Source organism: Epilithonimonas hispanica (assembly GCF_003385395.1).
In the GTDB taxonomy this organism is placed as follows: Bacteria; Bacteroidota; Bacteroidia; order Flavobacteriales; family Weeksellaceae; genus Epilithonimonas; species Epilithonimonas hispanica.
In genome coordinates this window covers 41149-56415 of sequence record NZ_QNUG01000011.1, presented here as the reverse complement: position 1 = coordinate 56415, position 15267 = coordinate 41149, and the positions used below count along the sequence as shown (strand labels likewise).

Annotated in this window: 13 protein-coding genes; 2 read left to right on the top strand and 11 right to left on the bottom strand. The window is 34.8% G+C overall.

Features of this window, described 5'->3' with window-relative positions; translation table 11 throughout:
- Positions 1-96 precede the first annotated feature (96 nt).
- The gene (locus tag DRF58_RS06740) at positions 97-1302 is read left to right on the top strand and encodes an NAD(P)/FAD-dependent oxidoreductase (RefSeq protein WP_116034093.1); all 1206 of its coding nucleotides are present in this window, start codon (positions 97-99) and stop codon (positions 1300-1302) included.
- Between the two features lie 46 nt (positions 1303-1348).
- On the opposite strand, the gene DRF58_RS06735 is transcribed toward DRF58_RS06740, so the two are convergent.
- The 11 genes from DRF58_RS06735 to DRF58_RS06685 all read right to left on the bottom strand — a co-directional run bounded on the left by DRF58_RS06735 (position 1349) and on the right by DRF58_RS06685 (position 11949).
- On the bottom strand, positions 1349-1873 hold the full coding sequence (locus tag DRF58_RS06735; protein WP_116034092.1) for a DUF4252 domain-containing protein: 525 nt from the start codon (positions 1871-1873) through the stop codon (positions 1349-1351).
- A 6-nt stretch (positions 1874-1879) separates the two neighbouring features.
- A complete protein-coding gene (locus tag DRF58_RS06730) occupies positions 1880-3127 on the bottom strand; it encodes a DUF4252 domain-containing protein (protein ID WP_162300300.1) in 1248 nt (415 codons plus the stop codon).
- A gap of 10 nt (positions 3128-3137) precedes the next feature.
- Positions 3138-3872 carry a hypothetical protein gene (locus DRF58_RS06725; RefSeq protein ID WP_116034088.1) on the bottom strand — a complete coding sequence of 245 codons (735 nt, stop codon included), beginning with the start codon at positions 3870-3872 and terminating at the stop codon, positions 3138-3140.
- Positions 3838-4356 (bottom strand): sigma-70 family RNA polymerase sigma factor, encoded by a 519-nt coding sequence (locus DRF58_RS06720; RefSeq protein ID WP_116034087.1) that lies wholly within the window; start codon positions 4354-4356, stop codon positions 3838-3840. The genes DRF58_RS06725 and DRF58_RS06720 overlap by 35 nt, the downstream gene beginning before the upstream one ends.
- 453 nt (positions 4357-4809) lie before the next feature.
- Complete coding sequence (locus DRF58_RS06715) at positions 4810-6069, bottom strand: serine hydrolase domain-containing protein (RefSeq protein WP_116034085.1); 1260 nt, start codon at positions 6067-6069, stop codon at positions 4810-4812.
- A gap of 101 nt (positions 6070-6170) precedes the next feature.
- Positions 6171-7103: a 2-hydroxyacid dehydrogenase gene (locus tag DRF58_RS06710; protein WP_116034083.1), complete on the bottom strand. Its 933-nt coding sequence runs from the start codon at positions 7101-7103 to the stop codon at positions 6171-6173.
- 119 nt (positions 7104-7222) lie between these two features.
- Complete coding sequence (locus tag DRF58_RS06705; protein ID WP_116034081.1) at positions 7223-7741, bottom strand: acyl-CoA thioesterase; 519 nt, start codon at positions 7739-7741, stop codon at positions 7223-7225.
- Positions 7713-8393, bottom strand: coding sequence for an HU domain-containing protein (locus DRF58_RS06700; protein WP_116034080.1), 681 nt, complete (start codon positions 8391-8393; stop codon positions 7713-7715). The genes DRF58_RS06705 and DRF58_RS06700 overlap by 29 nt, the downstream gene beginning before the upstream one ends.
- Before the next feature lie 123 nt (positions 8394-8516).
- Complete coding sequence (locus tag DRF58_RS06695; protein ID WP_116034078.1) at positions 8517-10610, bottom strand: TonB-dependent receptor; 2094 nt, start codon at positions 10608-10610, stop codon at positions 8517-8519.
- Positions 10611-10828: 218 nt separating this feature from the next.
- On the bottom strand, positions 10829-11518 hold the full coding sequence (locus DRF58_RS06690) for a WG repeat-containing protein (RefSeq protein ID WP_116034076.1): 690 nt from the start codon (positions 11516-11518) through the stop codon (positions 10829-10831).
- A gap of 11 nt (positions 11519-11529) precedes the next feature.
- Positions 11530-11949 carry a DUF2752 domain-containing protein gene (locus tag DRF58_RS06685; RefSeq protein WP_157966713.1) on the bottom strand — a complete coding sequence of 140 codons (420 nt, stop codon included), beginning with the start codon at positions 11947-11949 and terminating at the stop codon, positions 11530-11532.
- A 292-nt stretch (positions 11950-12241) separates the two neighbouring features.
- Between DRF58_RS06685 and DRF58_RS06680 the strand changes: the two genes are divergently transcribed.
- Positions 12242-15022, top strand: coding sequence for a bifunctional aconitate hydratase 2/2-methylisocitrate dehydratase (locus tag DRF58_RS06680; protein ID WP_116034073.1), 2781 nt, complete (start codon positions 12242-12244; stop codon positions 15020-15022).
- Positions 15023-15267: the final 245 nt, after the last annotated feature.

Here is a 15267-nt window from a genome sequence, read left to right as displayed (position 1 = left end):
AAATATGCATAATTTTCTTATGCATTTAAAATAATTTAAAAATTTTCAACGGTTTACTTTTTGATAAGATTCAAAACATTAAATCAAAATCAAACTATGAAACTAAAATCACCTGAACCATTTTGGCTCGTCAAAGACGGCATCAAACATTCTTATCCTTCGCTTAGAGAAAATATCGAAACCGAAATCCTGATCATCGGAGGTGGAATCACCGGTTCTCTTCTCGCTCATCAGATGATAAAAGACGGCTACAAAACTGTTTTGGTGGACCGACGCGAAATCGGGAATGGAAGTACGAGCGCAACAACGTCAATGTTGCAATATGAGATTGATGTTCCGCTTTTTGAACTCTCAGAAATGATTGGAAAAGAAGGCGCGGAGAAATCCTATTGGGCTTGTTATGATTCGATTGATGATTTGCAGAAGGTTGCCAAAGAAGTGAAATCGGATTGTGGTTTCAAGAAAAAAGAATCGCTTTATTTTGCAGCTTTCAAAAAAGATGTTCCAGATTTGAAAAAGGAATTCGAAGCTAGAAGATCGGCTAAGTTTCCTGTGAAATGGCTTTCAGCAGATGAAATCAAAAAGAAGTTTAAAATTGATAATACTTTTGGCGGAATCCTTTCCGAACAAGGTGGAAGTATTGATGCATTTTGTCTGGCGCACGATATTCTTCATTTCAATCATAAAAAAGGATTACAGATTTTCGATAAAACGGATATTATCAAATTCGATTATAAGAAAAACGGAGTTACAGCAACAACAGATTACGGAAACACGATTAAAGCTAAAAAAATCATTTTTTGCAATGGTTTCGAAAGTACAGAAATCATCAAAGACAAATTCGTCAATCTCTTATCAACCTACGCAATTGTTGGCGAACAACACGAAAAAAGTCACAAGGAACTGAACGACCTTTTAGTTTGGAACACCGCAGAACCTTACATCTATATGCGAACCACAGACGATAACAGAATCTTGATTGGTGGCGAAGATGAAGAATTTGTTGATGCGCAAAAACGAGATTCTCTACTTTTGGACAAAGAAAAAAAACTAGTTAAAAAACTCGATAAATATCTTCCCAAAAATAATTTCCGAACCGATTTTGTCTGGGCGGGAACTTTCGGAGAAACCAAAGACGGATTGCCTTACATCGGTGAACATCCCAATTTCCCAAGCGCTTATTTTGTTTTAGGTTTTGGAGGAAATGGCATTACGTTTTCGGTCATCGGAATGGAAATGGCTTCTGCATTTCTCAAGGGTAAAAAACACGAATTGACAGAATATTTCAGATTTAGGAGATAATTCACCAAAAAGCAGAAACCACTACAAATTAGTGATTTTCTGCTTTTTAGTTTCTATGAATTTTGATTTTATTTTTTTCAGTAGCGTTGATAATTTTTGAGATGTCATCCGGCGAAAATTTCCCTTTCACATCTACGAAAATACTTTGGTCATTATCATCATTTACGGTGATTATCATTCGTTTGATGATATCATTTGTTTGTTGAGCATTAAGGCTTATCAGATTACCTTGTTGCTTTACAGACATCCATTCTTCGTAATTATTACGGTTAAGATATTTCTGAAACTCTTCTTTGACAGGTGTTTTGGAACTTTCTACAAGCAATACTTTTACGTCGCTTATTTTCTTTACAAGGTCTATCACTTCCTGGCTTTCACCGTCTTGCTTCATCGCATTTTTCACGTAAGATCTTGCTAAGAAAGTGGGAACATTGATACTTAGAAAAGTAGAACCTTCTTTAAATCCTGGATTATCAAAAAAATCGGTGTGAACTTTTTTCTGAGAAACCATACACGATTGTAAAAAGAAACCAACAATCGTCAAAATGATAATGTATATAAATCTTAACATAATTCTTTAGTTTATCGAGTTAATAGTTGAGCCTGTTCTTTCGCTGGCAGATTTTGTCACTTTGGAAGGATTACCTCTGTATTGTACAGACGCTGCAGATGTTGCACTTGCTGTTAAACTTTCAGTTGTATTGATTTTTACACTTGCTCCAGAAGATGCATCCACAACTGCAGATTTAGTCACGAAATCGCCTGCCGAGACAGAACTTCCACTGCTTGCACTGTAAACTCCAGAATTAGCTTTTCCCGTTAATTTGATAGAACTTCCGCTGCTTGCTTCCAAAGCCAGAGATTCGGTTTCCAAATTCATTTTTACGCTTACACCAGAAGAAACATCCAAAGCTGTGTTTGTGGAGATTTTAAAACTTCCCGAAACTTGTGAACCAGATGAACAGCTTGCCGCAAAATTAGACTCACTAACTGGATTTATAGCTTTGAATATAGAACCAGATTTGGTAATCAATTTTGATAATTTTGGCCCTGAAACAATCACTTTAAGACTATTGAAATTCAAATTCTTTACGCCATTATTTCTTACAAAGATTTTCAAAATACCGTTTTCAACTTCTGTTATGACGTATTGTTGCTTCTCAGGCTCTACTTTTACAACCACACTTTGCGTTGGACTTTGAGTGAATTCTACATCTACTCCAGAAGAAGTTTCTATTCCGTTAAAATCTGGGACGTTTCTCACACTTCCAATCTGGACATTGGCTGATTTTATACTAGACACTGGATTTAATGAAGTGACATTTTTTGTTTCAGACATCAGGTTATTGACATCATCAATAGAGATTTTCCCGTCCAACATCATTAGAACTGAACTGTCTTCTGACATAATATTAAGAATCAAATTATCCATAACATTAGCTGTGATATCCTGTGCCATAAACTTGATTTTAGCATCTCGATTGTTCACGGTTACCAATTCCTCATACTTCATATTTTTGAGAGAATTCGCAATTTCTGTTTCGATTTTCCTGCCACTAACATTGGAATTATTAGACAATTCCGACTTCTCCAAAACCAACATTTTCAATCCATTAACCTTTCCTAAAAGCGGCTGAATTTTCCCTAGTTCTTCATCATCGATTTTAAGATTATTCAACAACTTGAACATTGGTTTCGCAATCTTGATAGAGGTTACACCTTCTGTATCTTGGTATTTATCAAAAAGCTTATTGAGTTCTTCTGTCTGTCCAAAAATATTGGTCGACAGCAGAAATAATACGATTAATATTGATATTTTTTTCATTGTAATAATTTTAGAATTTGATGATTTTGATGACATCTTCTGAAACATTTTGAGCAGATTCTACGTGATTTATGGTTTGGGTAACGTTACTTGCGAAAAAATTAAAAGTATCCTCTGTCACCGCAATAGCTTCCTGCTCGCTGTAAACCGGCTTTCCATTGATGATAACATAATTAGGATTGTATTCCAAATCTGAGTTTACTTTATTTAGGTTTTGATCTTTTTTAATTTCTTTTGGTTCATGATAAGCGAACTGTGTTTTTGATTCTTGATTTTCAACTGCATTTTTTTTCTCTACTTTCTGTGTTTTTGGCTGAGTATTTTGTTGGGCTAAAACTGGTTGTTGAGTTGAAGCATTTTCAATTGGAGAAACTTTTGGAGTTTCAACTTTCTTAGGAGTTTCTGTATGTTTTGCAATTTGAGGTTCCACATTTTCCGGATTGTTAAACATCCAAAATCCACCAATTCCCATTAATAAAACTAAACTCGCTGCCATCCAATATTGTGTATAAGATTTTCTCTTTGCAATTGGAAGTGTTACTATTTTCGGTTCTTCAATATCAAGTTTTGTCGCTTTGTTTAAGAAATCCTCGAACTTGATATCTAATTTCTCCTGTTTCTCCTCTTTTAGAAAAGAAAAATATGGATTATCGCTTTCATTTTTCAGGAATAATTCCTCTTCTGGCGTCAACTCTTCGCCTTCGAAGAATTTAGATTCCCAATCCTTGTATCTGTCGGTTTTCATACGCATAAAGTTTGTTAATTGATTCTTTCACTTTTTGTCTGGCTCTCATCAGGTTGACCCGGACTGCATTTTCTTCCATTTCCATCATTTCCGAAATCTCCGAAATCTCATATTCCTCGACATCTTTTAAGTGAATGACCATTTTTTGTTTCTCGGGAAGTTGGTTGATAAATCCCAAAATCTGCTCTTTAATATTATTGGTTTCAATCTGATAAAGCTCCGAATTGTGTCTCGTCTGACTTGCAAATCCGAGTTTCACTTCGTGATGTTTCAAGCGGTTCAGGCATTCGTTTTTTACACTTCGCAGGGCAAAACTTTTCAGATTTTCTACAACCATTAATTCTTCTTTTTTCTGCCAAAACTTCATCATCAAATCCATTACGACATCTTCCGCTTCGTCTGCACTCATCAAAAACTTTTTCGCAAAACGATACATCTCATCCTTGAGAACAAATACCGTTTGTTGAAAATTTTCTTGAGTCATAGATTCTGTTTAATGTTTGAGGTTAAAATTTTGTCAGTCTAAGCCTGTCGAAGACTCTCTTTCAAATTTTAAAACCTTTTTAATTTCTTGGTTGTTTAAAAGTAAGACATTTTGGAATTGCAAATTATTACATCAAAAATAAAAAAAGAACTCCAACAATCGTCAAAGTCCTGATAATCAATTTACTATTATTTAATGTTTTTCTGTTTTCTATGTTGTTTTGTCTTTCTGCAGGAAACCTAAGGAAGTGGTTAGACTAAGTCAATCTCAGCAGTTTAGATTTCTAGGGATGACAAAATTGTATTTTATTGTTTAATTTTATTTTATGCTGACGCTGCGCCCCGGGCTGAGTGGAGCTCTTTTTGTGAGGAGGAACGACGATCAAAAAAGCGGGAACGGAGCACGGAAAAGGCGCCCAAACCTAACAAAGTTGTGATACTTAGCAAAGTAATTCTACAACTCTCCGTTTGCTGAAAAAGCAGATTCTGTTTGTGAACCGCCTTTTGGATTCATTGTTTTGTTGAATTTATCTAATTCTAAAGGGAAATTTTCGAACAAACCAGATAATGACAGTGCGGAATAAACTTTTTGCGAATACTTGTTTCCGATGGCTACAATGGTTATTTTGGATTTCAAAAGATGCGCAAAAACGGCATTAGACCCATGCCACCAACCGTTGTGATAAGTGAGTTTTTCGCCGTTGTCAAATTCTTTCATTCGGAAACCAAGACCATAATTGTTGATCCCTTTTTTCTCATTACTATAAGGTTCGAAGATTTTGTTTTCCAACTCTGGTTTCAGGAAATCTTTGGAATATAGTGCAATGGAAAAATTAAGCAAATCTCTCGGTGTTGTATAAACATTTTTATCGCCATAAATCAAATCCAGATTCGCCAAAGGATACAATCTGTAACCGCTGTAAAACGATTGCGAAGCTGTAGGAATATCCTTTTTTTGGAAGATAAATGTGTGATTCATTTTCAACGGTTTGAAAACAATCTCCTGCATCGCTTCCGGAAAAGGTGTTGCGGTAACTTTCTCAACAATCAACGCCAGAAGCGCAAAATTGGTGTTGCAATACATAAATCCTGTGTTGGAAAGTCTCGCCAATTCTGGTTTGTATTTGATGAGCATATCCAAAACGTCCTGATTTGTTATGAAATCTTTCTTCAGTTCTTCGGGAGCAGGCTTTATGCTTTGGTCAAAATGTTCGTATTTTGGAAGTCCGCTTCTTTGGGACAACAGACTGAAAACCGTGATTTCTTTGTAAGGAAACTTTGGAAAAAACTTGGTTAAGTCATCTCCCATTTTCAGTTTTCCAGCTTCTACTAATTTCAAAACAGCCATTGCGGTCATCGTCTTGCTAACCGAAGCGACGTGAAGTGGCGTATTCGCATCAATCGGCATTTGTTTGCCTTCTCTTCCAAAACCTCTGTACTTTTCGAAGATGATTTTATCGCCTTTTGCAACAAGAATCCCTCCGCTTAGGTCACCTTGTTCCCAGATTTTCTGATAATAATTATTGATTTGAGGAAGAATTGCAGCTTCGTTTGAAAGTGTAGATTCTTGTGGGGTGAAAACTTTGGTCAAATCTACGTTGCCGTAATTGGGAAGTTTAGATTCGTAATTCTCATTGATTTGTTCTTCTTTCTTTTTACAAGAACTAATACATAACACTGCTAAACCTACCGTAATTACTTTTCTAAAATTCATTATATCCAAACTTCTTTAAGGTTCGCAAGTTAACATAAAATGAGTTTTTAGAAGTCTCTAATTTTCTTAAGAATTGTTAAATGTGGAGAATTTTTTGAGACTTAATTTCTAAAATCAGCAAGAATTTTATCAACAATTACCTGAGCCAATTTTTCTTTACTCTGATGCGTCCACCCACCAATATGCGGTGTAACAATCACTTTTTCAGAATCTAATAAATATTTCAGATCCTGATTTTCTGTTTCCAAATTTTCAAAAGAAGACTTTTCGTATTCCAAAACATCAAGACAAGCACCTAAAACTTTGCCCGACTCAATTGCTTGTACTAAAGCTTTGGTTTTTAAATTCTTCCCTCGAGCTGTGTTGACGAAGTAGAAATTCTTTTCCATTTTTGAAATAAATTCTTCATCAATCAAATAATGCGTTTCCGAAGTCAAAGGAATATGAAGACTCAAAACATCTGCTCTTTTTTGAAGTTCTTCCAAAGAAACCTGTGTTGCAAATTCATCGGAAAGATTTGGTAAAATATCGTGGAAAATAACCTCAACCCCAAAACCCGAAAGTCTTTTAGCTGTAGCTTTTCCCATATTTCCGTAACCGATGATTCCGAAGGTTTTTCCTAGCAATTCATCACCACGATTTTCTTCCCGTTTCCAGATTCCGTTTTTGACTTCATTAGATGCAATAAACAATCGGTTCATTAGAATCAATAGCATCCCGACAACGTGTTCTGCAACAGAATCTCGGTTTCCTTCTGGAGAATTAATTAATTTGATTCCTAAATTTTCAGCAGTTTCGATATCGATATTTTCCATTCCCGCTCCTACTCTCGCAATAAATTTGAGATGAGAAGCTCTTGTTAGAAAATTTTTGTCTAATGGAATTCGACTTCGGATAATGATTCCTTGATAATCAATGATTTTTTCCAAAACCTCATCATAGGTCGAAGAATGGTCTTCTTCTACAACAAAACCTTTTGCAGTCAATTGTTCGGAGATTAATGGATGATTTTTATCGAGTTGAAGGATTTTCATAATTTAGATATTAGACTTTAGATATTAGACTTTGGATTAATTATTTTGACCACAGTCTGAGATGTGTAAAACTCAAAAAAAACGAGCTAAAGCCCGTTTTTTGTTTGTATTATTAATAATTATTCTCCTAAGAATAACTTTTTGAGTTCTATAGAATCTGTTGGCTTCATTCTTCCAGAAAGGATGAGTGATAGTTCTTTTCTTCTTTGTGCTGCTGCAAATCTTTCGATTTCCAGTTCTGTTTCTGGTTCAAGTCCTGGGATTCTAACTGGCTTTCCATTTTCATCAACTGCAACAAATGTATAGATGCCAGAATTGGTATATACTTTTTCTTGATTGATGGGATCATCTAACCAAACATCTACATAGACCTCCATAGATGTAGAAAAAGCTCTAGAAACTTTGGCTTCCAAAACAACAATTCCTCCTTCTGGGATAGATTTTGAAAAAGAAACGTGATTAACAGAGGCTGTTACCACTACATTTCCAGAATGTCTTGTTCCTGCAATAGAAGCAGCTCTATCCATTCTTGCTAATAGCTCTCCTCCAAACATATTCCCTAAATGATTGGTCTCGTTTGGTAACACCATATTAGTCATTACTGTTAGACTATCTGATGGTTTTTTGGATTTTTGCATTCGTTGTTGTTTTTATACTATCTGTTTTTATAGAATCTTGTTTAGGAATTGTCACCGCTTTTTTCAGCTTCTCTTTTTTGACAATTGGTTTCGTTGGAATGTTTGATGACTTTCCGAAAATCAACTCCTGATTACCAAAAAGAAATAGCGCTAAAGTGCCAATAATGATAAGGGAGACAAAAGTCCAAATAACATTTTTGTTGAACGTATAATTTTCTTCTTTGGACGTTTTTTTGGATTTTAAAGTTTTGAGTTGCTGTAAATCAACTTTCTCAAAACCAAAAACATCTTCATCATTACCTATTACTTTAACAACTTTTTTGTCATCATTTAATTGAAATTGCCCAAGATTTTCAAGACTTAAGGAATTTTCTGTCTGCAATTTCTGAAACCATTTTGCCACTTCATTTTTCAAATCCATCTGAACGACGAAAAGATTAGAATTGGTTTCATCGGTAATATATTTCGCCAACTGATTATCATATACAGCTGGGTTGTATTCGAAAGTAACAATTTCTTTCGGTGGAATTATAATAGAATTTTCTGCATCAATTTTAGCAGACTCTTTGGTAAGTTCGAAAACTCCAAATTCCGGAATCTCTGCTCTATTATGCTTCAGAAGATATTGATATAAAAAGTACTCAAAATTCATCGGTGCAAAACTACATAATTTTTGATGTTAAAGAAAATATAAAAGGTTGCTTTTGCTGCAACCTTAATTTGTGTTTGTATATAAGGCGTATGTACAAACCTTTGATTTTAAAATTAGAATCATTTATTTCAATTTCAAAGAAACCCCAAAAAGGAAGTTAATTCCAGCTTGCGCGAAATAATATGGCCCACTAAAACCGTTATTGACATACTTAGTATCTGTGAAATTATTTAACAAGAACCTCAAAGTCACATCTTGTTTCTTGAGAGGCAATTTGTATGACATATTAAAATCAGGGACAAAATATGCATCTAATTGATTCTCTTTATCTCCATTATTATCTAGATATTGCTTACCAACATATTGCGCCGTAACGCCAAGATTAAAATTCTTAAACGGTGAATAAAGAATATTTCCATTAGCAAGGAAACTTGGTGAAAAAGAGATTTCTGTATTTCCTAAATTCTGAATTCCAGATTCGGTTTCTAAATAAAAATCTTTGTTTTTGTTATCGCTTAAAGTGGCGTTAGCCGAAACCTGCAAATCTTTTGTAATCTTTGATAGAATTCCTAATTCTAAACCAAGTCTGTAACTTTTCCCGCTATTAGTTCTGATAAATGCTCCAACATTATTGACTTGCCCGTTCAAAACTAATTGATTTTTATAGTACATATAATAAGCGTTCGCTGTGAAAGCAATTTTCCCGATCTGTTGTTCCCAACCCGCTTCAAAATCGTGAAGTGTTTCTGCTTTCGTCTCCGGATTAGCGAAAAGATCATCTCTATTCGGTTCGCGATGCGCATTGGCGTAAGACACAAAAACTTTTCCATTTTCTAAATTAAAATTAACTCCGGCTTTTGGATTGAAAAAAGTCCATTTCTTATCAAGGTTCGCACCTTCATCATCACCTTGCTGAATGACTTTGGTATCATAATCAATGTTTCTCAGTTGCAAATCTCCAAAGAACTCGAATTGATTCAGTTTATAAATCGCTTTTGCAAATCCGGAAACTTCATTCTTAATAGAACGATTTCTGTAATATTCTGATTCATTAATTTCCGGAATAAAAACGCCTGTAACATTCCCAAAATGTCGTCCATAATATTGATTCGCAACCGCTCCAACATTAACACTCAAATCTCCCAGGTTTCCATATAAAGTAGAAATCACACCATAAAAATCGTTATCCAGCCATTTTTTTCTAATAAAGTCAGAATATTCTTCACCATTATAGTCCGGTAAATTATATCTCGCGAAAGGGTCACCTTGTTTATAATTCTCGTAAAATCCTTTTCCTTTTGTATAATGAGCGGTTGTTTCCAATTTCCAATCGTCAGAGAATCTTTGATTCCATAATAATTGATAATGATTTTGTCTGTAATTATCCGTTTCATTATTATAATATCCTGTTATATTTTCCCAGTTGGAATCATAAATTGCTCCAGAATAATTGAATCTCGGATTAGTTTCCCAAGTCGCTTTATCAACACCATTCCAAGCCTGGTAAGTTTTTTCTTTTCCTCCAAAAGCTAAGAATCTCAATTCCGTATTTTTTTCTTGAAACAAAGCAGAGAAATTATAAGAATGAAGTTTTGAAAAAGCTCTATCGATATAACCATCAGAATGAATGTAAGTATATCTTCCCATTACAGACAATCGGTTTTTCCAGAATTTTCCAGAGTTGACCTCAGCAGAATATTTGTAAGTATTGAAAGAACCATAAGAATCATCTGTTTTCACAGAAAATTCATCAGACGGATCTTTGGAAATCACATTCACACTAGCTCCGAAGGCAGAAACTCCATTTGAAGATGTTCCAACACCTCTTTGAATTACAATTTGTGAAGCAGAACTTGTCAAATCCGGAACATTAACAAAAAAAGTTCCTTGAGATTCGGAGTCATTATAAGGAACACCGTTCAACATCACATTGATACTTGTTCCCGACGTCCCTCTAATCCTAAGCCCTGTATAACCAACTCCATTTCCTGCATCGGAAGTAGAAACTACTGACATTTGGTTTTTCAAAAGAATTGGCAAATCCTGACCTAGATTCTTGTCCGCTAAATCTTTTTCGACATTGATGATTGCTTTTGCAACCGGTGTTCTTTTGGTAAATTCAACTGCTTGGATTGATGTAACCTGTGTAGAATCCTGAACAGTTTGTGAAAGATAAAATGGAGCAATGAACACTCCTAAAAAAATAAATCCTTTCATTCGTTTAAATTTTTGTTGTTAAAATTTATTGGAATAAAAGGGGCAAAAAGAATTAACAATGAAGAATTAATAATCTATAATATCCGGAAATCATATCTTATTAATTCAATTTTTAATTATTCATTAAAAACTATTTCCCTAAACAGCATTACCTGTTCTAGGTTCATTGGGTATAATCTCAGCTTGTGACAGCACCCCTTAAATTTCTGACGGCGAAATTACAACTTTTTCGCCAGATAAGCGTAATTATTCTTATTGACAAAAAAATAATCTTTTCCATCTGTAGAAACTTCAAAAAGATTAGCTGTTTTCCAACTCAGGTTGGTTTTGATGTCTGCATATATAAAAGGGATTACGACTTGGTTATTTTTATCGATTATCCCAAACTTATCATTTTTAACCGCAACAATCATTGGATTTTCACGATCACTTTCTAACACATACAACATCTGATATTGTGGATAGATGTCAAAATCCTTATAACCACCTAGGTCAATATCTTCTTTACTAACCAAACCATACGCACCATTTAACACAAAGGCCTTATACTTCTGCACGACATATGGCTGGGAACACTTTCCTATGTCAGTTTTTTTGTAGCGGTAAACTCTCTTCCCTTTTTTATTGATACGATACGATATATTATTTTTTTCAACCGTTGCATAATTTGCAGATCCAAAAACCCTCACGGCTTTATTAGGGGAATTAAGAAGATTACAATCTTGGGAAAAGAACATTGCAATATGATATTCGGGCACAATCACCACTTTGCCTTGCTGATTGATATATCCAGAAAATTGATTAATTTTTTGAGGAATCAAAGACGGCAAAGTGTCGTTATCGTCCTTCATCTGGCTAAACGCTAAGCCAAAAAAGCTTAAAATAAATAAGCTAAATAGTTTTTTCATCGTGTTTGTTTTTATAAATGAGTTATAAAATCTTTATAAAAGTCTGTGTTTTTCAACAACGAAAATACGAAAACTATTATTAATACTACAAAAACAAACATTTTATTAATGATGAAACGGTCAACTCCAACTTTAAGTTTTGGATTTTTAGAAAAATTAATAAAAACTAACATCAATAAAAAAGGAATGGAAATCACAAATAACGGGTTGAATTTAAACGCTTCCAAAAACCTAAAGTGCAACAATGAATGAAACGCCCTCTGTACGCCACAACCAGCACATTCATAACCTGTAATTGTTTTCAAAGGACATTTTAAGAAAAAGGAATATTTTAAAGGATCAAAAAAATAATAGACACAAATCAATATTAAAAAAAAGACAAAAACAGCGATTGTCTTTTTTTTATCTCTAAGTAATAATTTGATTTTCAAAATGATACAGTTTTCAAATTCTTCTGATTTTCAAAATCGAAATTAATATAATAAAAATATAAAACATAGATAAAACACATCTAATTTATTATTAATCTAAATTATTCTATTCTTAAAAACGCTTATAATTTCGTAAATTTGGGCGAATTTAGCAAGATTAAATTTTCTCTTCAAATAGAATTTTTGATTAAGTTGGATTAAAATCAAAAAAAACATTTAGTTATCAATTAGATTTAGACAATTTTTGAAATTTCAAATCTATTTTTTAAAGAATGAAAAGACGTACATTATTATGAATATTTATCAGGATTACATCCAAGAAATCGAGGAAAGAAAAACACAGGGGCTTCACCCAAAACCAATTGACAGCGCAGATTTAACAAGCGCAATCATTGAGCAAATCAAAGATACAGCGAACGAGCACAGAGCTGATTCTCTAAAATTTTTCATCTACAACACTTTGCCGGGTACTACAAGTGCTGCAGGTGTAAAGGCTAAATTTTTAAAGGAAATCATCCTTGGCGAAGCTGTAGTGGCGGAAATCACTCCAACTTATGCTTTTGAATTATTGTCTCATATGAAAGGAGGACCTTCTATCGAAGTTCTTCTTGATTTGGCTTTAGGAAACGATGAAGCTATTGCAAAACAAGCTGCGGAAGTTCTTAAAACTCAGGTTTTCTTGTACGATGCTGATACTGTACGTTTGAAAGAAGCTTACGAATTGGGTAGTGCAATCGCTAAAGATATTCTGGAAAGCTATGCCAAAGCAGAATTTTTCACTAAACTTCCTGAAGTTCCAGAAGAAATTAAAGTGGTGACTTACATCGCTGCAGAAGGTGATATTTCCACCGACTTATTATCTCCGGGAAATCAGGCACACTCTCGTTCTGACCGCGAATTGCACGGAAAATGTATGATGTCTCCTGCTCAACAGGAAGAAATAAAAGCGCTTCAGGCTCAACATCCTGACGCAAGCGTGATGTTGATCGCTGAAAAAGGAACAATGGGTGTAGGTTCTTCCCGTATGTCTGGTGTTAACAACGTTGCACTTTGGACAGGGAAACAGGCAAGTCCTTACGTGCCTTTCGTAAACATTGCTCCAATTGTTGCCGGAACAAACGGTATTTCTCCGATTTTCTTAACTACAGTTGACGTAACCGGAGGTATCGGAATCGATTTACAAAACTGGGTGAAAAAAGTTGACGAAAACGGAACACCTGTTCGTAACGAAAACGGTGACATCGTTTTGGAAGAAAAATATTCAGTTGCTACAGGAACTGTTCTTACCATCAATACGAAAGAGAAAAAATTATACAATGGAGACGTTGAATTGAAAGATATTTCAAAATCATTTACTCCTCAAAAATTAGAATTTATCAAAGCTGGTGGTTCTTATGCCATCGTTTTTGGTAAAAAAATCCAGACGTTTGCTGCTAAAACTTTAGGAATTACCGCTCCTGCAGTTTTTGCTCCTTCAAAAGAAATTTCTATCGAAGGACAAGGCTTAACAGCTGTTGAAAAAATCTTCAACAGAAATGCAGTGGGTGTTACTGAAGGTAAATTATTACACGCAGGTTCAGACGTTCGTGTTGAAGTAAACATTGTTGGTTCTCAGGATACAACAGGTTTGATGACTTCTCAGGAATTGGAATCTATGGCTGCAACAGTAATTTCGCCAATTGTTGACGGAGCTTATCAGTCAGGATGTCACACCGCTTCAGTTTGGGATAAAAAAGCACAAGCAAACATTCCTAAATTAATGAAATTTATGAACGATTTCGGAGTGATCACAGCCCGTGACCCGAAAGGTGAATACCACGCAATGACAGACGTTATTCACAAAGTTCTTAACGACATTACGGTTGACGAATGGGCAATCATCATCGGTGGTGACTCTCACACAAGAATGTCTAAAGGTGTAGCTTTCGGCGCTGACTCTGGAACGGTAGCTTTAGCTTTGGCAACAGGTGAGGCTTCAATGCCGATTCCTGAATCTGTGAAAGTGACTTTCAAAGGCAAAATGAAAGAGCATATGGATTTCCGTGATGTGGTTCACGCGACTCAGGCTCAGATGTTGAAACAATTCGACGGAGAAAATGTATTCCAAGGTAGAATTATCGAGGTTCACATTGGAACACTTCCTGCTGATCAAGCGTTTACATTCACAGACTGGACTGCAGAAATGAAAGCGAAAGCTTCTATCTGTATCTCCGAAGACGACACTTTGATTGAATCACTGGAAATTGCGAAAAGTAGAATCCAGATTATGATCGATAAAGGAATGGACAACCATAATCACGTTCTTCAAGGATTAATCAACAAAGCAAACAAGAGAATCGAGGAAATCAGAACAGGTGATAAACCTGCTTTGACTCCGGATGCTAATGCAAAATATTACGCAGAAGTTGTAGTTGACCTTGACGTAATCGTTGAACCAATGATTGCTGACCCGGATGTAAACAACGACGATGTTTCTAAAAGATATACGCACGATACCATCAGAGACCTTACTTTCTACGGAGGTGAGAAAAAAGTTGACCTTGGTTTCGTAGGTTCTTGTATGGTTCACAAAGGTGACCTTAAAATCGTTTCTCAGATGTTGAGAAATCTTGAAAAGAAAAATGGTAAAGTAGAATTCAAAGCTCCATTAGTGGTTGCTGCTCCTACTTATAATATCATCGATGAACTAAAAGCTGAAGGTGACTGGGAATTACTAGAAAAATATTCAGGTTTTGAATTCAACGATGCTGCTCCGAAAGGTGAAGCTCGTACTCAATATGAAAACATGATGTATCTTGAGCGTCCTGGCTGCAACCTTTGTATGGGTAATCAGGAAAAAGCGGAGAAAGGAGATACTGTTTTAGCAACTTCCACCCGTCTTTTCCAGGGAAGAGTGGTTGAAGATTCTGAACGTAAAAAAGGTGAATCTTTATTGGCTTCTACTCCAGTTGTTGTATTGTCTGCAATTATCGGTAGAATCCCAAGTATTGAAGAGTACAAAACAGCTGTTGAAGGAATTGATTTGACAACTTTTGTACCTTCTATTAAAGAATTGGTAACTGTTGGTCATTAATTGATTTTAAACTAAAGTCTTAGACTTTTTAAATATAAAATGGAAGATTTCTTTTTGAAGTCTTCCATTTTTTTGTTTAGAATCTTTCCATATTAAGTTTTCAATTGAAATTTAAAATAAGAGATTTTATTTTTTGCTTAACTTGATAGGTAGAAATTATTGTAATCATTAATCATATTTATTCTTTTAAATCAAGCGTAGGAATGGATTTTGATTAATCATACAAGACTTAATTTTCCTTTTAA